This is a genomic window from Bradyrhizobium sp. WSM2254, from assembly GCF_000472645.1.
GTDB classification, from domain to species: Bacteria; Pseudomonadota; Alphaproteobacteria; order Rhizobiales; family Xanthobacteraceae; genus Bradyrhizobium; species Bradyrhizobium niftali.
The window spans coordinates 69,726-87,056 of sequence record NZ_AXAB01000009.1 but is presented as its reverse complement, the minus strand read 5'-3'; the positions used below and the strand labels follow the sequence as shown (position 1 = coordinate 87,056).

Here is a 17,331-nt window from a genome sequence, read left to right as displayed (position 1 = left end):
TATGATATAATTATCTTGCGCGGACCGACGCGACAAGCGAGCCGCGGCGAAAGCCTACAGGATCGGGTGGAGCAAGTATTGCGGACAAAAGTCGCAATCATCGGGGCCGGGCCGGCTGGATTGTTGCTTGGGCAACTGCTGCACCATTACGGCATCGACAATTTCATCCTGGAGCGGCAGAGCCCGGACTACGTGCTCGGCCGCATCCGCGCCGGTCTCCTGGAGGAGGGAACCGTCGCGCTGCTCGACCAGGTCGGCGCCGGTGCGCGGGCGCATGCCGAAGGCCTGGTGCATGAGGGCATCGAGCTCGCCTTTTCCGGCCGCCGTCATCGCATCGACATGAAGGCGGCGACCGGCAAGACGGTGATGATCTACGGCCAGACCGAGGTCACGCTCGACCTGATGAACGCGCGCAAGGCGGCCGGCCTCAATACGGTCTACGAGGCCAGGGACGTGCAGCCGCATGATTTCGACGGCAATCACCCGCGCGTAACCTGGGTCAAGGACGGCGTCACCCACACGGTGGATTGCGATTTCATCGCTGGTTGCGATGGTTTCCACGGCGTCAGCCGCGCCAGCGTCCCGGCCTCGGCGATCGAGGAGTTCGAGCGGGTCTATCCGTTCGGCTGGCTCGGCATCCTCTCCGAGACGCCGCCGGTCAGCCACGAGCTGATCTACTCCAACCACGCCCGCGGCTTTGCGCTCTGCACCATGCGCTCGATGAAGCGCAGCCGCCACTATGTGCAGTGCTCGCTGGACGACCACGTCGACCAATGGCCGGACGACCGCTTCTGGGACGAATTGAAGCGCCGGCTCGACCAGGAGGCGGCTGACAGCCTCGTCACCGGTCCCTCGATCGAGAAGAGCATCGCCCCGTTGCGCAGCTTTGTCGCCGAGCCGATGCGCTTCGGCAGGATGTTCCTGTGCGGCGATGCCGCCCACATCGTGCCGCCGACCGGGGCCAAGGGATTGAACCTGGCTGCCAGCGACGCGCATTATCTGTCGAGCGCGCTGCGCGAATTCTACGACGAGAAGTCCAGCGCCGGCCTCGACGCCTATTCCGCCAAGGCGCTCGCGCGCGTCTGGAAAGCCGTGCGCTTCTCCTGGTGGATGACCTCGATGCTCCACAAATTCCCCGACACCGGCAGCATCGGCGCCCGGATCCAGCTCGCCGAGCTCGACTACGTCACGCACTCGCAGGCCGCGATGACCTCGCTGTCGGAGAATTATGTGGGGCTGCCGTTTTAGGGAACGTGGCGGCCCCGCACACTCCGTCATTGCGAGCGTAGCGAAGTAATCCAGAGACCCTCCGAGGAGGCAGTCTGGATTGCTTCGTCGCAAGAGCTCCTCGCAATGACAGCGGAGGCCATTTCAAACACCCCCGCAAATTCCGTTTAAAACTTTGTAGGCGGTGAAACCGTCATCCACATCGCGTTCAATGCTGGCAACCAGCAACGCGAGACAGCCATGACCTCTACCGACATTCCCGCCGGCTTCGAGCCGCATTTCCGTAAAGCGCCGCTCACCGATCCCTGGGAGCCGCTCTATTCGAAGAAGACCGACAAGGCCGTGATCATCGGCCTGCGCCTGGCCAAGCCGCACACCAACGCGCGCGGATTGATCCATGGCGGGCTGATCGCGGCGCTCGCCGATGCCGCCATGGGTTACAGCTGCGCACAGGCGACCGGCTGGACGACGTCCTTCGTGACGATCTCGTTGTCGGTCGACTTTGTCGGCGCCGCCGAGATCGGCCAATGGCTCGCAGTCGAGGGCGAGGCGATCAAGACCGGCAGCACGATCTGCTTCGCGCAGTGCCTGGTCAAGGCCGACGATGCCGTGATCGCGCGCGCCAGCGGGACGTTTCGGGTGGTGCCGAAGAAGGGATAGCACCGCTCTCTCCATCGTCATGCCCGGGCTTGTCCCGGGCATCCACGTTCTTCGTGCCTTGTGAGAAAGACGTGGATGGCCGGGACATAGGCGAGCGGAAGCGACGCCGTCCTTCGGACGGCTATGCCCGGCCATGACGGAGAGGGTGAGGCTATCCGAACCGCCACTCCGCCGTCTCCACCACGAGATCGATGAACGCGCGCACCTTGGCCGAGAGCAGGCGCGAGGTCGGATAGACGACATGGATCGGCAGTGCCGGCTGCTCGTATTTCGCCAGCACGATTTTCAATCGTCCCCGCTTCAGCCCCTCGGCGGCCTGATAGGCCAGCACCCGCGTCACGCCGCCGCCGGCCTCGGCATATTGCAGCGCTGCGTCTGCACTGTTGCTGATGAAGCGGGGCGACGGCGTCACCTCGATGTCGCGGCCGTCATGCGGGAAACGCCATTCGGTCGCCGGGCCGAACTGGATGGTCTGGTGCGAGGCGAGCGCTTCCGGCGTCTTCGGCTCGCCATGGCGCTTCAGATAGCTCGGCGCGGCCACCACGATCCGCCGCATCTCGCCGACTTGGCGGGCCACCAGCGTGGAATCGGCGAGATGGCCGATCCGAACCGCCACGTCGACGGCGTCTTCCACGAGATTGACGAGATGGTCGGACAGCCGCAATTCGCCGGCAACCTCGGGATAGCGCTTGAGATAGGCCGTCATGACCGGCCCGACATGCAGCCGGCCGAAGCCGACGGGCGCCGACACCACCAGCCGCCCGCTCGGCCGGTTGCGCTCTTCCCGCGCCGAGCCGTCAGCCTCCTCGACATCGGCGAGGATGCGCCGGGCGCGCTCCAGGTAGCGCGTGCCGACGTCGGTCAGGGTCACCTGCCGCGTGGTCCGCTGCAACAGCCGGGCGCCGAGATGCTCTTCCAGCGCCGCGATCAGCCGCGTCACCGCCGAGGGCGACAGGTGCAGCTTGCGCGCCGCCGGCGCAAAGCCGCGCAGGTCGGCGACGGTGACGAAGACGTGCATGGCGTCCAGGCGGTCCATGGACATTATTGCATATATTGCAATGATGAAGTGTCAAGCCGGCTGATTGTTTTAGAAGCCGAAGGTTGCCACCTTAGCGGTCGAAAGACGCAGATTTGCGCCGGAATTCCAGGAGAACTTCCGATGACGGCAACTCATACCTACGCCAGCGACGTGGCGTTCACGCCGGCGGTGAAATCGATCCAGACCCGAAAGGGATCACGCGAAGGCTATGCGCAGGCCGAGCAGCGCGGCTGGCGCACCGAGGTCGACGAGAACCTCGCAACGTTCCTCGCTGAAGCCAACAGCTTCTATTTCGCCACCGCCTCGGCGGACGGCCAGCCTTACATCCAGCACCGCGGCGGCCCGAAGGGCTTTTTGAAGGTGCTGGACAAGCAGACGCTGGCTTTCACGGACTATGCCGGCAACCGGCAATACATCACGCAGGGAAACCTGTCCGAAAATCCCAAGGCCTACATCTTCGTGATGGACTACGCCCATCGCCGCCGGGTGAAGATCTGGGGCGAGGCGCGCGTGGTCGAGGACGACGATGCGCTCGCGACGTCGCTGATGCCGAAAGGCTACCGCGCGCGGCCCGAGCAGGTGATCCTGTTCAAGATCGCGGCCTGGGACACCAACTGCCCGCAGCACATTCCGCAGAAATTCGACGCGGCGGATGTCGCGGCCGCGCTGGCGGCGAGGGATCAGCGCATCGCCGACCTGGAAGCGGAGGTGGCGGCGTTGAAGGAGGAGAAGGCGGCGAGCATCTAGGTGCGCATCTCGTCGTATTCTTCGGTGTCATGCCCCGCGAAGGCGGGGCATCCAGTACGCAGCGACCTATCGATTCGATCACAGTCTTCTCGGAGTACTGGATCGTCCGCCTTCGCGGACGATGACAGTTTTGCGGATGATACGCCAGTGAGCGCCGCTAGCAGAACTACATCACGCCCGCGCCTTCGTGCTGGAAGCCGAGATAGCTCGCCGCAACGCGTTCGTTCGCGGCGATGTCGCTGGCCTTGCCGCTGAGCACGAACTCGCCGAGCTCCATCACATAGGCCTGGTCCGCGATCTTGAGCGCGGCCTGCGCGTTCTGCTCGACCAGCAGCACCGAGACGCCGCTGGCGCGCAGCTCGGTGACGATGCGGAAGATGTCGGCGACGATGATCGGCGCGAGGCCGAGGCTCGGCTCGTCCAGCATCAGGAGCTTCGGCTCGCCCATCAGCGCGCGGCCCATCGCGAGCATCTGCTGCTCGCCGCCGGAGAGCGTGCCGGCGAGCTGCTTGCGCCGCTCCTTCAGCCGCGGGAACAGCGTGTAGACCCGCTCCATCGAGGCTTTCGCCTTGCCCCGCTCGATGCGGAAGGCCCCGAGCTCGAGATTGTCCTCGACATTCATGGTCACGAACAATTCGCGGTGCTCCGGGACGAGGCCGAGGCCCATCGCGACGCGGTCCTCGATGTCGAGCCGCGCGAGATCCTGGCCGGCAAAGACAACGCGGCCCTTCAGCGGCAAAATGCCCATGATGGCGGACAGCAGCGTGGTCTTGCCGGCGCCGTTGGCGCCGACGATGGTGACGATCTGGTTCGCCCCGACCTCGAGCGAGACCGAGCGCACGGCCTCGACCTTGCCATAGGCGACATGCGCGTCGGTGACGGACAATAGCGCGCTCATGCCGCCACTCCGAGATAGGCCTTGATCACTTCGGGATTGGTCTTGATCGTGGCGGGCGTGCCCTCCGCGATCTTGGTGCCGAAATCGAGTACGACGATGCGGTCGGCGAGGTTCATGACGAAGCCCATGTCGTGCTCGACCAGCAGCACGCTCATGCCGCCGTCGCGCAACTCGCGCAGCAGCCTGGCAAGCTGCTGCTTCTCCATGTGGCGGAGGCCCGCGGCGGGCTCGTCGAGCAGCAGCAGCATCGGATCGACGCAGAGCGCGCGCGCGATCTCGACGATGCGCTGCTGGCCGAGCGAGAGCGAACCTGCGAGCTGGTGCATCTGGTCGGCGAGGCCGACGCGCTCGATCTGGCGGGCGGCCTCGGCGAGCAGCTTTGCCTCGTCAGCACGGTCGAGCCGCAGCATCGAGGCGATCGGCCCCGAATGGCCGCGCAGATGCGCGCCGATCGCGACGTTCTCCAGCACGGTCATGTCGGGGACCAGCTTCACGTGCTGGAAGGTGCGGGAGATGCCGAGCTTGACGATCTCCTGCGGCGGCGCGTTGTCGACCTTCTTGCCGAGCACCGAGATCGAGCCCGATGTCGCCGACAGCACGCCGGTGATCAGGTTGAATGTCGTGCTCTTGCCGGCGCCGTTCGGCCCGATCAGCGCGACGATCTCGCGGGCCTGGACGTCGAAGGAGACGTTGTTGACCGCGATCACGCCGCCGAATTGCTTGCGCGCCTTCTCGACCTGGAGCAGGACGCTGGCCTCGCCGGCCGCGCGGGTGCGCTGCTCCAGTTTCAGCGAATTGTCCGGCTTCTTGCCACCGGTGCGCTCGGGCAGGAACGACATCAGCCACGGCCAGACGCCGCCGGGCGCGAGCTGGAGCAATGCCACCAGCATGATGCCGAACACGATGGTCTCGACCTGGCCGGAGCCCGGCAGGAGCAGCGGCAGATAGCTTTGCAGCACCTCTTTCAGGACCACGACGATCGCCGCGCCCAGCACGCCGCCCCAGACATAACCGGCGCCGCCGACCACTGCGATGAAGAGGTATTCGATGCCGGCCTGCGCGCCGAACGGCGTCGGGTTCACCGCGCGCTGAAGGTGCGCGTAGAGCCAGCCGGAGAGGCCGGCCAGCACCGCGGCATGGATGAACACCAGCAGCTTTGCCCGCGGCGTGTGCACGCCGAACGCCTCGGCCGCGATATGGCCGCGCCGCAGCGCCCGGATGGCGCGGCCGGTGCGGGAGTCCAGCAGGTTCATCGTGAGCAGGGCCGAGAGGATCACGGCGACCCAGATCGCGTAATAGATCGAGCCGGGCGAGAGCATCTTGTACGCGCCGATCGACAGCGGCGGGATCGCCGAGATGCCGTCGTTGCGGCCCAAAAACTCCAGCTTGCTGAAGAGATAGAACAGGCCGAGCCCCCAGGCCAGCGTGCCGAGCGGCAGATAGTGGCCGGAGAGGCGGACGGTGACGAGGCCAAGCAGCACCGCCAGCGATCCGCTGACCACGAGCGACAACGGCAGCGTCAGCCAGGGCGACAGGCCGTAGCTCGTCGACAGCACCGCGGTGGTGTAGGCGCCGAAGCCGACGAAGGCGGCCTGGCCGAACGAGGTGAGGCCGCCGACGCCGGTCAGCATCACGAGGCCCATCGCGACCAGGGCGGCAAGGCCGATATTGTCGAGCAGCACGATCCAGAACGGAGGCATGCCAGGGACAAACGGGATCGCCGCCATGACAAGCGCGAAGACGAGGATGGGAAGCCGGCTCTGCATCTTGGCGTCAGTCCTTCTCTTCCTCGACCGCGGGCGCGGCGAGCGAGCGCAGCAGCAGCACGGGGATCAGCAGCATGAAGACGATCACTTCCTTGTAGTTGGAGGCGTAGAAGGACGAGAACGCCTCGACGATGCCGACGAACAGCGCCGCGACGGCGGTGAGGGGGTAGCTGACGAGGCCGCCGATGATCGCGGCGACGAAACCCTTTAGGCCAATCAGGAAGCCGCTGTCGTAATAGAGCGTCGTGATCGGCACGATCATGATGCCCGACAGTGCGCCGATGACGGACGCCAGCAGGAAGGCGATCTGCCCGGACAGCGTGGTGCGGATGCCGGCCAGCCGCGCCCCTAACCGGTTCACGGCGGTCGCGCGCAGCGCCTTGCCGTAGAGCGTCAGGCCGAAGAACAGCCAGAGCCCGACGATGAAGGCGATGGTGATGCCGTAGACGGTGATGCTCTGGCCGGTGAAGCGCAGCGCGCCGGCGGTGAAAGAGCCGGACAGCACGGCAGGTCCGCGCTGGCCTTCGGCGCCGAAGAACAGGAGGCCCAGTCCCTGCAGCGCGAGGTGAACGCCCACCGAGGCGATCAGCAGCACCAGCACGGAGGTGTGCGCCAGCGGCTGGAACGCGACGCGGTAGAGATAGAGGCCAATCATCGCCACGATCACCAGCGACAGCACGATGCAGATCGCCACCGGCGGCTTCTGGGCGGCGAAATAAACGGTCAGCGCCAGCACGATGCCGGGCAGCACGATATTGGTGAGGACGCTGCGCAGGATCAGCCGGCCATGCAGCGCCTTGCGGGCCACGAACAGGTCGAAGGCGAAGGCGCCGATGCCGAGGGCGAGCGCGAGTTTTGCCGTGCCCGGCATCTGGCCCGCGGCCAGCGAGGCATAGGTCAGCGCGCCATAGGTGACGAACTCGCCCTGGGGAATAAGGATGACGCGGGTAACGGCGAACACCAGCACCAGCGCGAGGCCGAGCAGCGCATAGATCGCGCCATTGGTGATGCCGTCCTGCACCAGGAACAGCATGATAGTGGTGTTCAAGACCGGACGCTCCCCCTCAAAGATTAAGGACCGGTCTCCGCAATTGCGGTGGACGGTCCGCTCACAGCCATTGAAATGCGCTGGCGATATTTGATATGGTCCATAACAATTATCAAATATAACTTCAAGGGGCGGGGCGACCCGTCCCGAATTTAGCGGGATTACGAGCACGAGGCGATGACCGTTTCCAAATCCGCTGAAAAGTCCTCTGAAAAGCCTGCCGACACGGCCAAGGGCCGCAAGGACGCGGCCGAGGCCCAGGGGGCAGCCGAAGCCCTCCAGCTCGGCGAGCTCTCCGAGCAGCTCGGCTACGTCCTGAAGCGGGCGCAGCTTAAGGTGTTCGAGAACTTCCTGCGCTGCATGGCCTCGCTCCAGCTCACGCCGGCGCAGTTCTCGGTGTTGCTGCTGGTCGAGAAGAACCCGGGGCGTAACCAGACCGAGATCGCCTCCACCCTCGGCATCCTGCGCCCGAATTTCGTGGCCCTGCTCGACAATCTCGAAAGCCGCGACCTTTGCGCGCGGATCCGCTCCACCAACGACCGCCGCTCGCATATCCTGGTTCTGACCGACAAGGGCAAGGCCGTGCTGACGCGGGCGAAAAAGCTCGTCGCCACCAAGCACGAGGCGCGGCTGAACGACCTGCTCGGCCAGGCCAACCGCGAAGCCCTGATCGAGATGCTCTCGAAGATCGCCAACGAGTTTTGAGGCGCGCGGCTAACCGCGGTCGATCCACATTCTCCGCCGTCATCGTCCGCGAAGGCGGGCGATCCAGTATTCCAGGGGCCGTAGTGGGATACAGAGAAGCAGCGGCGTACTGGATTCCCCGCTTGCCGCCTACGCTAAAGCTTCGGCGCCCCTGGACCGCAACCCCGGCGAAGCCTTGGCGTAGCCGGGTCGCGGGGAATGACACCGTCGTCTGGGCAGGCGCCTCAATCCACCAGGATCACCCGGATATCGTTCACGTTCGTCAGCGTCGGGCCGGGCATCAGCAGATCGCCGGTCGCCTCGAAGAACGCCGTCGCGTCGTTGTTGTCGAGATAGGCCTGCGGCTGGAGCGCCAGCGCCTTCATCTTCGCAAACGTCGCCGCGTCGATCAGCGCGCCTGCGGGGTCGGTGGGGTGGCCGGCGCCACCATCGGCGCCGTCGGTGTCGCCCGCGAGCGCGGAGATGCCGGCCGTGTCCTTCAGCAGGGCGGCGAGCGCCAGCGCGTATTCCTGGTTCGGACCGCCGCGCCCCTGGCCGCGCACGGTGACCGTGAGCTCGCCGCCGGAGAGGATCGCGACGCGCTTGCCCTGCGCGCGCGCCTGCAACGCGAGTTCGGCATGACTGGCCGCGACCTCGCGCGCCTCGCCTTCGAGATCGGCGCCGAGATCGATGGTCTCGTAGCCGGCCTCTTTCGCGAGCTTCACCGCGGCGTCGAGCGACTGCTTGGGCCGCGCGATCAATTCGAACGACGCGCGCGCGAAGGCGGCATCATCAGGCTTGCAGCTCTCGTTGTTGGGATCGTCGAGCGCGCGGCGCACGGCATCGTCGATAGCGAGCTTGTACCTGGCCACGATCGCGCGCGCATCGGCCAGCGTGGTCGGATCGGGCACGGTGGGGCCGGAGGCGATCGCGGAGGGATCGTCATGCGGCACGTCGGAGATCGCGAGCGTCACGATCTCGGCGGCGTTCCTGCCGGCGCGCGCCAGCCGTCCGCCCTTGATCCGCGACAGATGCTTGCGCACGACGTTCATCTCGCCGATCGGCGCGCCCGAACGCAAGAGCGCCTTGTTGACCGCCTGCTTCTGCGCAAAGCTGATGCCGTCCACCGGCGCGATCCAGTTCGCCGAGCCGCCGCCGGTGAGCAGCACCAGAAGCAGATCGTCGGGCCCGGCCTCGCCCGCGAGCGCGAGCGTATCGGCCGCGCCCTTGAGGCCGGCTTCGTCGGGCACGGGATGGCCGGCTTCGACCACGCGGATGCGGCGGGTCGGCACGCCGTAGCCGTGGCGCGTGGTGGCGATGCCGACCAGTCGCTCCGGCGCGAGCTTCAGCGCGTCGAGATAATGCCGCTCGGCGGCCGCGGCCATCGCGCCGGCGCCCTTACCGGCGGCGAGGCAGATCACGCGTCCTTTTGGCGCCGGCGGCAGATGCGGCGCCAGAATTGTATTCGGATGTGCGGCGGCAACGGCGGCGTCGTAGAGCGCGCGGAGCAGGGGACGTCGGTCGGTCATGACGATGGCCTTGAGCAGACTGAAGCGATGGCGGCGAATTCGCCGTTCACCTGCCTACCGTATCATGCGCGAAAGCGTAAGCAGGGTTTACCATCATTCGATTGTGCAATCGCGTGATCATAATCGCCGTGCAGCAAAAAGCCCCCGCGAGAGGCTCGCAGGGGGCTTTCGCATATCTGGATCCTGCTGGCGGCTAGCCGCCGACGTCGGCGCTGATCACGTCGCCGAACAGCTCCCATTTCTCGCCCTTGAACTTCTCGAGCTGCAGCTGGCTGATCGGTGCGAAGTCGGTCGGCGAGGTGTTGATCTTCACGCCCGGCAGCAGCGCCTCGGTGCGGAAGTCCTTCAGGTTCGCCGCCTGCTTCATGACGTTCTCGCGAGTGAGATTGTCGCCGCACTGCTTCAGCACCTGGACCAGCGTCTGTGCCACGGCATAGCCGACGATGGTGCCCTTATCGAGCTTGTCGCCCTCGGGGAAGTATTTGGTCATGAATGCCAAAAACTCCTTCATGCCGGGATCGTTGTTCCACGCGGGATCCGACACGTCCTTCAGATAATCGGCCGAGATGATGTCCTGGCCGTTCTCGAAGCCGGCGGGCTTCATCACGCTGCCGACGGAGGCCGAGACGTTGTTGAGGAAGTGCAGCGGCTTCCAGCCGATCTCGGAATTCTTCTTGATCGCCTGCGCGGCGAATTTCGGCGTCGTGATGTTCATGAACACGTCGGCGCCGGTCGATTTCAGCTTGACGATGTGGTTGTCGATGGTCGGCTCGGAGGTCTCATAGCTCTCCTCGATCACGATCATCGAGGCCGCCTTGGCGCCCAGGCCGTCCTTCAGGCCCTTCAGATAGTCCTTGCCGTAATCGTCGTTCTGGTAGAGCACGGCGATCTTGGCGTCCGGCTTGTTCTTGAGCAGCCACTTCGCATAGATCTGCGTCTCGCTCTGGTAGTTGGGCTGCCAGCCCATCGTCCAGGGGAAGTTCTGCGGATCGTTCCACTTGGTGGCGCCGGTCGCGACGAACAGCTGCGGCACCTTCTTCGAGTTCATGTATTTCTGGATCGCCGAGTTCGGCGGCGTGCCGAGCGAGTTGAAGATGAACAGCACCTCGTCGCTCTCGACCAGCTTGCGCGCCTGCTCGACCGTCTTCGGCGGCGAATAGGCGTCGTCATAGCTGATATAGTTGATCTTGCGGCCGTTGATGCCGCCCTCTTCGTTGATCTTCTTGAAATAGGCGGCTTCGGTCCGCCCGATGATGCCGTAGGCGGAGGCCGGTCCGCTGTAGGGCATGATGTTGCCGATCTTGATCTCGGTGTCGGTCGCGCCGGTATCGTATTTCTTCTGGGCCGATGCAGTGGAGGCCGAGGCCGCAATGAGCGCAAGCGCCAGTGACGCGGCCGCAAGTTTGCCGGTGACAGCGGGCATTCCTATCTCCCTATTTTCTTGGTGTGTGCGCCCCGTTTCTTGTCTTGATTGTTTTTGGCGACGCCGCCGCAATTCAATACGATTTGTCCTGTGCCTTCAACAGAAAGCCCCTTCAACGGCGTCACAGGGGCTGCTTCTTTAGTAGTCAAGGACGGGCGCGGTCTCGTGTGCGAGTGCGAGACAGCGCGACTGTCTTGAGTTGCTTAACTCGTGCCTGGCGATTTTGAGTTGAGCTGGTTCAATTGCCGATCTCGCTCGAGATGATGTCGCCGAACAGCTCCCATTTCCTGCCCTTGAACCGCATCATCTGGAGCTGTTCGATCGGGGCGAAATTGTCCGGTGCGGTGTTGATCCTGATACCGGGCAGCAGCGTGTCCGGCGCGAAATCCTTCAGGCTGGCGGCCTGCTTGATGACGTTCTCGCGGGTGAGGTCGTCGCCGCACATCTGCAGCACCTTCACCATGGTCTGGGCCGCGGCGTATCCGAACACCACGCCGGTATCGAGCTTGTTCGCCTTGGGATCGTAGTGCGCGAGGAAGTCATAGAACTTCTTCATGCCCTCATCGGCGTTCCATTGCGGGTCGGAGCCGTCCTTGGTGTAGCTGGCCGACAGGATGCCTTGCGAGATTTCGAGCCCCGCCGGCTCCAGCACGCCGCCGACCGAGGCCGAGACGTTGGAGAGGATGTGGGTCGGATGCCAGCTGATCTCGGCCGCCTTCTTGATCGCTTGCGCGGCGAATTTCGGCGTGGTGATGCTGATCAGGACGTCGGCGCCCGAGGCCTTCAGCTTCACGACGTGCTCGTCGACCGCCGGCTCCGAGGTGTCGTAGGCCTCTTCCATCACGATCATCGACGCCTTGGTCCCCAAGCCGGCCTTCAGCCCCTTGAGATAGTCCCTGCCGAAATCGTCGTTCTGATACAGCACGCCGATCTTCGCGTCCGGCTTCTCCTTCATGATGTACTTGGCATAGATGCGCGCCTCGCTCGCGTAGCTCGGCTGCCAGCCCATGGTCCAGGGATATTGCCTGGGATCGTTCCACTTCGAGGCGCCGCTCGCCACGAACAATTGCGGCACCTTCTTCTCGTTCATGTACTTGCGGATCGCGCCGTTGGTGGAGGTGCCGAGCGAGCCGAAGATGAGCAGCACCCCGTCGCTCTCGACCAGCTTGCGCGCCTGCTCCACCGTCTTCGGCGGCGAATAGCCGTCGTCGTAGGAGATGAACTTGATCTTGCGGCCGTTGACGCCGCCCTCGGCGTTGATCTTGTTGAAATAGGCTTCCTCGGTCCTGCCGATCGCGGCATAGGCGGAGGCCGGCCCGCTATAGGGCATGATGTTGCCGATCTTGATCTCGGTATCGGAAGCGCCGCTGTCGTATTTCTTTTGCGCCAGCACCGGGCCAGTCATCGCAGTGCACAACGCGAGTGCGGCCGAAAGGGCCGCAATCTGAAAACGACCGGCAGTCATTGTTCTCCTACCCCGAGCTGGATCAGGGCCGCATTGAACAAGATTGACGCCCGACGTCAACAAAAAGCCCCCGCGAGCGATCGCGGGGGCTTCTTTGCGGTTGGACTATTGCGTCAGCGTGTCACTCGGAGGCGACGTCGCCGCTGATGATCTCGCCGAACAGTTCCCACCTCTCGCCCTTGAAGCGCTGCATCTGGAGCTGCGCGATCGGGGCGAAGTCGGTCGCGCCGGTGTTGATCTTGACGCCGGGCAGCAGGGTGTCCGGTGCAAAGTCCTTCAGGCTCGCCGCCTGCTTCATGAGGTTGGCGCGGGTGAGATCGTCACCGCACATTTCCAGCGCCTTGGCGAGCGTCGACGCGGCGCCATAGCCGTAGACCATGCTGGTGTCGGACTTGTCGGCACCCGGCATGTACTTGTCGACGAACTCGTTCCACTTCTTCATGCCGGGGTCGTTGTTCCACTGCGGATCCGTGGAGTCCTTGGCATAGGCTGCCGACAGCACGCCCTGCGCATTCTCGAAGCCGGCCGGCTTCATCACGCTGCCGACCGAGATCGACACGTTGGTGAGGATCTGGAGCGGCTTCCAGCTGAGCTCGGCGGTCTTCTTGATGGTCTGGGCCGCGAACTTCGGGGTCGCATAGATCAGCAGCACGTCGGGATTGGCGGCCTTGATCTTGACGATGTGGCCGTCGATCGACGGTTCGGACACCTCGTAGCTCTCCTCCATGATGATGGTCGACGCCGCCTTGGCGCCGAGCCCATCCTTGGTGCCCTTGAGGTAGTCTTTGCCGAAATCGTCGTTCTGGTAGAGGATCGCGACCTTGGCGTCCGGCTTTTCCTTCATCAGCCATTTCGCATAGATCTGCGCTTCGCTCTGGTAGGAGGGCTGCCAGCCTATGGTCCAGGGGAAGTTCTTCGGGTCGTTCCACTTGGTGGCGCCGGTGGCGACGAAGAGCTGCGGGATCTTCTTGGCGTTCAGGTATTTCTGGATCGCGCTGTTCGAAGGCGTGCCCAGCGGGTTGAACACGGCCAGCACTTCGTCGCTCTCGACCAGCTTGCGGACCTGCTCCACGGCCTTCGGCGGCGAATAGCCGTCGTCATAGGTGACGAAGTTGATCTTGCGGCCGTTGATGCCGCCCTTGTCGTTGATCATCTTGAAATAGGCTTCTTCGGTCTTGCCGATGATGCCATAGGCCGACGCCGGACCGCTATACGGCATGATGTTGCCGATCTTGATCTCGGTGTCGGAAGCGCCGGTGTCGTATTTCTTTTGGGCAAATGCCGCGCCGGAGTTGAAAGTGATGACCGCCGTTGCGGTGACCAGCGCGGCGGCTCGCAGTGTTCTTCCAAAAAGCAATTCGGTCTCCTTCGTCGATGACAGTCTTGGTGAGAGTATTTCAGTTCTTTTTGAGCTTGCCGAGGAGCTGCTGGCCCACGATCGCAACCTGCCTTGCGCCGTGCGGCACGAGGTAGATGACGGCGAACAGGAGTACGCCGAACACGGCGCCGGAGAGGCCCTTGGAGATGCCCTCCGCGATGTTCGGCACGAAGATGATGAAGGCGGCACCGACGATCGAGCCGGGCAGCCAGCCCACGCCGCCGACGACCATGCCGAGGAACAGCGAGATCGCCAGCGTGATGGTGTAGCTGTCGGGGGCCACGAACTGCACCGCGATGGCGCCGAGCGAGCCGGCGACGCCCGTGATGGCGGCGGACACGCCGAAGGCCAGGGTCTTGTACAGCGCGACGTCGACGCCCATGGCGGAGGCCGCAATCTCGTTGTCGCGGATCGCCATGAAGGCGCGGCCCGAGCGAGAGCGCAGCAGGTTCACCGAGAAGATGTAGATCGCAATCACGACCACGAGCGTGAAGTAGTACAGCCACATGTCCTGCGACATCGGCAGGCCGAACGGCGCGTCCGGCTTGGTGACGACGAGGCCCTGCACGCCGCCGGTCCAGTGCTCGAGGAAGTTCAGCTTGAGGAGCTGCGGCATGGCGGTGGCGAGCGCGAAGGTCGCGAGCGCGAGGTAGACGCCGGAGAGCCGCAGCGCCGGCTGGCCGAACAGGAAGCCGAAGCCGAAACAGACGACGCCGGCGATCGGCAGCGTCAGCGCGTAATTGACGTTGAAGTGCTCCATCAGCACCGCGGTCGTATAGGCGCCGACCGCGTAGAACGCACTCTGGCCGAGCGAGAACTGGCCGGAGCCGCCGGTCAGGATGTTCAGCGCCAGCACCGCGAGCCCGTAGATCAGGAGCATCGTCATCTGGAAGATGATGAAGTTCTTGACGAAGACGGGCGCGATCAGCAGTGCCGCGAGCACCACCAGCGAGGTGCCGGTGCCCAGCGTCATGGCCCGCTTCGGAACGGCCTCGACCGCCTGGTGGCCTTCTGCAACGACTTCTTCTGCTGCGCTCATGATCAAACTCGCTTGACGATGTGCCGGCCGAACAGGCCAGCGGGTTTGACGACCAGGACGGAGATGATCAGCGCGAGCGCGATCGGCAGTTTCAGCTCATTGCCGACGCCGGGGATGTAGGTGCCGGCGAGGTTCTCGAAGATGCCGACCAGGAAGCCGCCGACCACGGCGCCGAACGGGCTGGTGAGACCGCCGAGCACCGCGGCGGCAAAGCCGTAGATCAGCACGCCGCCCATCATGTTCGGCTCCAGGAACACGACGGGGGCGATCAGCATGCCGGCGATCGCGCCGATCGCGGTCGCCATGCCCCAGCCGAGCGCGATCATCCAGGACGTGTTAATGCCGACGAGGCGGGCCGATTCAGGCACCGAGGCGGCCGCGCGCATGGCCAGGCCGATGCGCGTGTACTGGAAGAAGAAGTAGAGGCCGAGCAGCAGCAGCACGGTGACGCCGATCATGCCGGCCTGGTGGGTCGAGATCAGCTGGCTGCCGAGGAACGGCGAGGAGCCGAACGGGGTCGGATATTGCTTGATGGTGAAGTCCCAGATCAGGCCGGCCGAGGAGTTGATGATCGCGAATAGCGCGATGAAGCCGGCGACGTTGGTCAGCACCGGCGCCTTCGCCAGCGGCTTGAACAGGATGCGCTCGATCGCGATGCCGGCGACGAAGGAGAGCGCCAGCGTGAGGATGAAGGCAGCCCAGTAAGGCACGCCCCACTGCATCAGCTGCCAGGAGATGAAGGTCGAGAACATCGCCATCTCGCCCTGCGCGAAGTTGAGATGGTCGATGGCCTGGTAGATCATGACGACCGCGAGCGCCATGCAGGCATAGATCGCGCCGGTGGCGATGCCGGCCAGCACTTGGTTGGTGAACAGCTCCATCGTGCCGGCTCCTCAGTAACCCAGATAGGATTTGCGGATTTCTTCGTTGTTCGCGATGTCCTTGGCATTGCCCGACATCACGATGCGTCCGGTCTCGATCACGTAGGCCTGGTCGGCGAGCTCGAGCGCGAGCTGGGCGTTTTGCTCGACCACCAGGATCGACACCTTGTCCTCGCGGTTGATCTTGCCGAGGATGCCGAACAGGTCGCGCACGACCAGCGGCGCGAGGCCGAACGACGGCTCGTCCAGCAGCATCAGCCGCGGTCGCAGCATCAGCGCGCGGGCGACCGCGAGCATCTGCTGCTCGCCGCCCGAGAGCGTGCCGGCCTGCTGGGTGTGGCGCTGCTTCAGCACCGGGAAATGCGCATACATGCGCTCGATGTCGGAAACGATGCCGGCGCTGTCCTTGCGGGTGATGGCCCCGAGCTGGAGGTTCTCCTCGACCGTCATCGTCGTGAAGGTGCCGCGGCCCTGCGGCACGTGGGCGATGCCGAACCGCACGATGCTCTCGGTGGAGCGGTTGCTCAACGGCTTGCCTTCGAACTCGATCGCACCGGTGGAACGCACCATGTTGCAGATCGCGCGCAGCGTGGTGGTCTTGCCGGCGCCGTTGGCGCCGAGCAGCGTCGTCAGCGAGCCCTCGTTGAGCGAGAAGGACAGGCCATGGAGCGCCTGGACCTGGCCGTAATAGGCGCGCAGGTCCTTGACGTTGAGCAGCGTCGTCATTGGTCCTTGCTCCCGAGATAGGCCTTGATGACGTCGGGGTCCGCCTGCACCTGCGCGGGCGTGCCTTCCGCGAGCTTCTTACCGAAATTGAGCGCGACGACGTGGTCGGCGATCGACATCACGAGGCCCATGTGATGCTCGACCAGCAGCACGGTCATGTGGCGGTCGTCGCGGATGCGGCGGATCAGGTCGCCGAGCACGTAGACTTCCTCGTGGTTGAGGCCGCCGGCCGGCTCGTCGAGCAGCAGGATCTTCGGATCGGCCGCCAGCGCGCGCGCCAGCTCGACGCGCTTCTGGGTGCCGAAGGGCAGGCCGGACACCACGGTGTGGGCGACGTCCTCGAGGTCGAGATAGGCGAGGATCTCGTGCACCTTCTTGTTGACGTCGGTCTCGCTGCGGCGAATCCAGGCGAGGCGCAGCGAGTCGCTGATGATGTCGCTGGAGGTCCGCGCATGCGTGCCGACGCGGACATTGTCCATCACCGACAGGTTCGGAAACAGCGCCACGTTCTGGAACGTGCGGCCGATGCCGATCTCGGCGATCCGGTGCGGCGGCCGCGACAGGATGCTCGCGCCCTCCATCAGGATGTCGCCGGACGACGGCTGGTAGAGCCGCGACAGGCAGTTGAAGAGCGTCGTCTTGCCGGCGCCGTTGGGGCCGATCAATCCGAGGATCTGGCCCTTGTGCATGTCGAAGGACACACCGTTGAGCGCAATGATGCCGCCGAACACGACGCTGACGTCGCGAACCGCGAGCAGGGGCGATGTCCCCTGCGCGAGCTGTGCCTGCGTCATCTCGTCTCGCCCGCGAATTTCAGTGGG

The 17,331-nt window shown here is 64.7% G+C and carries 16 protein-coding genes; 4 read left to right on the top strand and 12 right to left on the bottom strand.

The genetic code is table 11. The features are described from left to right. The first annotated feature begins 78 nt into the window (after positions 1-78). Together pobA and A3M7_RS0107340 are read left to right on the top strand one after the other, a co-directional pair. Positions 79-1,248, top strand: a complete 1,170-nt coding sequence (gene pobA / locus A3M7_RS0107345; RefSeq protein ID WP_027543346.1) for a 4-hydroxybenzoate 3-monooxygenase — start codon at positions 79-81, stop codon at positions 1,246-1,248. 219 nt (positions 1,249-1,467) lie between these two features. After that, on the top strand, positions 1,468-1,887 hold the full coding sequence (locus tag A3M7_RS0107340; protein WP_027543345.1) for a PaaI family thioesterase: 420 nt from the start codon (positions 1,468-1,470) through the stop codon (positions 1,885-1,887). Between the two features lie 151 nt (positions 1,888-2,038). On the opposite strand, the gene A3M7_RS0107335 is transcribed toward A3M7_RS0107340, so the two are convergent. Beyond that, entirely contained in the window at positions 2,039-2,923 is an 885-nt protein-coding gene (locus tag A3M7_RS0107335; RefSeq protein ID WP_027543344.1) for a LysR family transcriptional regulator, read from the bottom strand. 123 nt (positions 2,924-3,046) lie between these two features. Here A3M7_RS0107335 and A3M7_RS0107330 point away from each other — a divergent pair, with 123 nt between their 5' ends. Then, the gene (locus A3M7_RS0107330) at positions 3,047-3,673 is read left to right on the top strand and encodes a pyridoxamine 5'-phosphate oxidase family protein (protein WP_027543343.1); all 627 of its coding nucleotides are present in this window, start codon (positions 3,047-3,049) and stop codon (positions 3,671-3,673) included. Positions 3,674-3,839: 166 nt separating this feature from the next. Here A3M7_RS0107330 and A3M7_RS0107325 read toward each other — a convergent pair whose 3' ends face one another. From A3M7_RS0107325 to A3M7_RS0107315, 3 genes are read right to left on the bottom strand one after another with little or no spacing between them, the layout of a single operon-like run. Continuing rightward, a complete protein-coding gene (locus A3M7_RS0107325; protein ID WP_027543342.1) occupies positions 3,840-4,571 on the bottom strand; it encodes an ABC transporter ATP-binding protein in 732 nt (243 codons plus the stop codon). Next, positions 4,568-6,337 (bottom strand): ATP-binding cassette domain-containing protein, encoded by a 1,770-nt coding sequence (locus tag A3M7_RS43775; RefSeq protein ID WP_049823248.1) that lies wholly within the window; start codon positions 6,335-6,337, stop codon positions 4,568-4,570. The genes A3M7_RS0107325 and A3M7_RS43775 overlap by 4 nt, the downstream gene beginning before the upstream one ends. Positions 6,338-6,344: 7 nt before the next feature. Then, positions 6,345-7,385: a branched-chain amino acid ABC transporter permease gene (locus A3M7_RS0107315; RefSeq protein ID WP_025575788.1), complete on the bottom strand. Its 1,041-nt coding sequence runs from the start codon at positions 7,383-7,385 to the stop codon at positions 6,345-6,347. Between the two features lie 177 nt (positions 7,386-7,562). Here A3M7_RS0107315 and A3M7_RS0107310 point away from each other — a divergent pair, with 177 nt between their 5' ends. Beyond that, on the top strand, positions 7,563-8,090 hold the full coding sequence (locus A3M7_RS0107310; RefSeq protein ID WP_027543341.1) for a MarR family winged helix-turn-helix transcriptional regulator: 528 nt from the start codon (positions 7,563-7,565) through the stop codon (positions 8,088-8,090). A gap of 224 nt (positions 8,091-8,314) precedes the next feature. Here A3M7_RS0107310 and A3M7_RS0107305 read toward each other — a convergent pair whose 3' ends face one another. From A3M7_RS0107305 to A3M7_RS0107270, 8 genes are all read right to left on the bottom strand, one after another. Beyond that, positions 8,315-9,598: a glycerate kinase gene (locus tag A3M7_RS0107305; RefSeq protein ID WP_027543340.1), complete on the bottom strand. Its 1,284-nt coding sequence runs from the start codon at positions 9,596-9,598 to the stop codon at positions 8,315-8,317. Positions 9,599-9,791: 193 nt separating this feature from the next. After that, positions 9,792-11,021: an ABC transporter substrate-binding protein gene (locus tag A3M7_RS0107300; RefSeq protein ID WP_025575793.1), complete on the bottom strand. Its 1,230-nt coding sequence runs from the start codon at positions 11,019-11,021 to the stop codon at positions 9,792-9,794. A 238-nt stretch (positions 11,022-11,259) separates the two neighbouring features. Continuing rightward, positions 11,260-12,486: an ABC transporter substrate-binding protein gene (locus A3M7_RS0107295; RefSeq protein WP_027543339.1), complete on the bottom strand. Its 1,227-nt coding sequence runs from the start codon at positions 12,484-12,486 to the stop codon at positions 11,260-11,262. Positions 12,487-12,607: 121 nt separating this feature from the next. Continuing rightward, positions 12,608-13,843, bottom strand: a complete 1,236-nt coding sequence (locus A3M7_RS0107290) for an ABC transporter substrate-binding protein (protein ID WP_027543338.1) — start codon at positions 13,841-13,843, stop codon at positions 12,608-12,610. Positions 13,844-13,883: 40 nt separating this feature from the next. After that, complete coding sequence (locus tag A3M7_RS0107285; protein WP_027543337.1) at positions 13,884-14,903, bottom strand: branched-chain amino acid ABC transporter permease; 1,020 nt, start codon at positions 14,901-14,903, stop codon at positions 13,884-13,886. Between the two features lie 2 nt (positions 14,904-14,905). Further along, the gene (locus A3M7_RS0107280; protein WP_027543336.1) at positions 14,906-15,784 is read right to left on the bottom strand and encodes a branched-chain amino acid ABC transporter permease; all 879 of its coding nucleotides are present in this window, start codon (positions 15,782-15,784) and stop codon (positions 14,906-14,908) included. 12 nt (positions 15,785-15,796) lie between these two features. Next, complete coding sequence (locus A3M7_RS0107275; protein WP_014498266.1) at positions 15,797-16,510, bottom strand: ABC transporter ATP-binding protein; 714 nt, start codon at positions 16,508-16,510, stop codon at positions 15,797-15,799. Continuing rightward, positions 16,507-17,304, bottom strand: coding sequence for an ABC transporter ATP-binding protein (locus A3M7_RS0107270; protein WP_027543335.1), 798 nt, complete (start codon positions 17,302-17,304; stop codon positions 16,507-16,509). Before A3M7_RS0107270 ends, A3M7_RS0107275 begins: the two co-directional genes overlap by 4 nt. Positions 17,305-17,331 lie beyond the last annotated feature (27 nt).

What these genes read in the sequence shown, in the direction of transcription:
- A3M7_RS0107305 (WP_027543340.1), bottom strand. Translation starts at nt 9,598, where the DNA reads ATGACCGACCGACGTCCCCTGCTCCGCGCGCTCTACGACGCCGCCGTT.
- A3M7_RS0107300 (WP_025575793.1), bottom strand. Translation starts at nt 11,021, where the DNA reads ATGCCCGCTGTCACCGGCAAACTTGCGGCCGCGTCACTGGCGCTTGCG.
- A3M7_RS0107310 (WP_027543341.1), top strand. Translation starts at nt 7,563, where the DNA reads ATGACCGTTTCCAAATCCGCTGAAAAGTCCTCTGAAAAGCCTGCCGAC.
- A3M7_RS0107335 (WP_027543344.1), bottom strand. Translation starts at nt 2,923, where the DNA reads ATGGACCGCCTGGACGCCATGCACGTCTTCGTCACCGTCGCCGACCTG.
- A3M7_RS0107285 (WP_027543337.1), bottom strand. Translation starts at nt 14,903, where the DNA reads ATGAGCGCAGCAGAAGAAGTCGTTGCAGAAGGCCACCAGGCGGTCGAG.
- A3M7_RS0107275 (WP_014498266.1), bottom strand. Translation starts at nt 16,510, where the DNA reads ATGACGACGCTGCTCAACGTCAAGGACCTGCGCGCCTATTACGGCCAG.
- A3M7_RS0107280 (WP_027543336.1), bottom strand. Translation starts at nt 15,784, where the DNA reads ATGGAGCTGTTCACCAACCAAGTGCTGGCCGGCATCGCCACCGGCGCG.
- A3M7_RS0107270 (WP_027543335.1), bottom strand. Translation starts at nt 17,304, where the DNA reads ATGACGCAGGCACAGCTCGCGCAGGGGACATCGCCCCTGCTCGCGGTT.
- A3M7_RS0107340 (WP_027543345.1), top strand. Translation starts at nt 1,468, where the DNA reads ATGACCTCTACCGACATTCCCGCCGGCTTCGAGCCGCATTTCCGTAAA.
- A3M7_RS0107330 (WP_027543343.1), top strand. Translation starts at nt 3,047, where the DNA reads ATGACGGCAACTCATACCTACGCCAGCGACGTGGCGTTCACGCCGGCG.
- A3M7_RS0107295 (WP_027543339.1), bottom strand. Translation starts at nt 12,486, where the DNA reads ATGACTGCCGGTCGTTTTCAGATTGCGGCCCTTTCGGCCGCACTCGCG.
- A3M7_RS0107325 (WP_027543342.1), bottom strand. Translation starts at nt 4,571, where the DNA reads ATGAGCGCGCTATTGTCCGTCACCGACGCGCATGTCGCCTATGGCAAG.
- A3M7_RS43775 (WP_049823248.1), bottom strand. Translation starts at nt 6,337, where the DNA reads ATGCAGAGCCGGCTTCCCATCCTCGTCTTCGCGCTTGTCATGGCGGCG.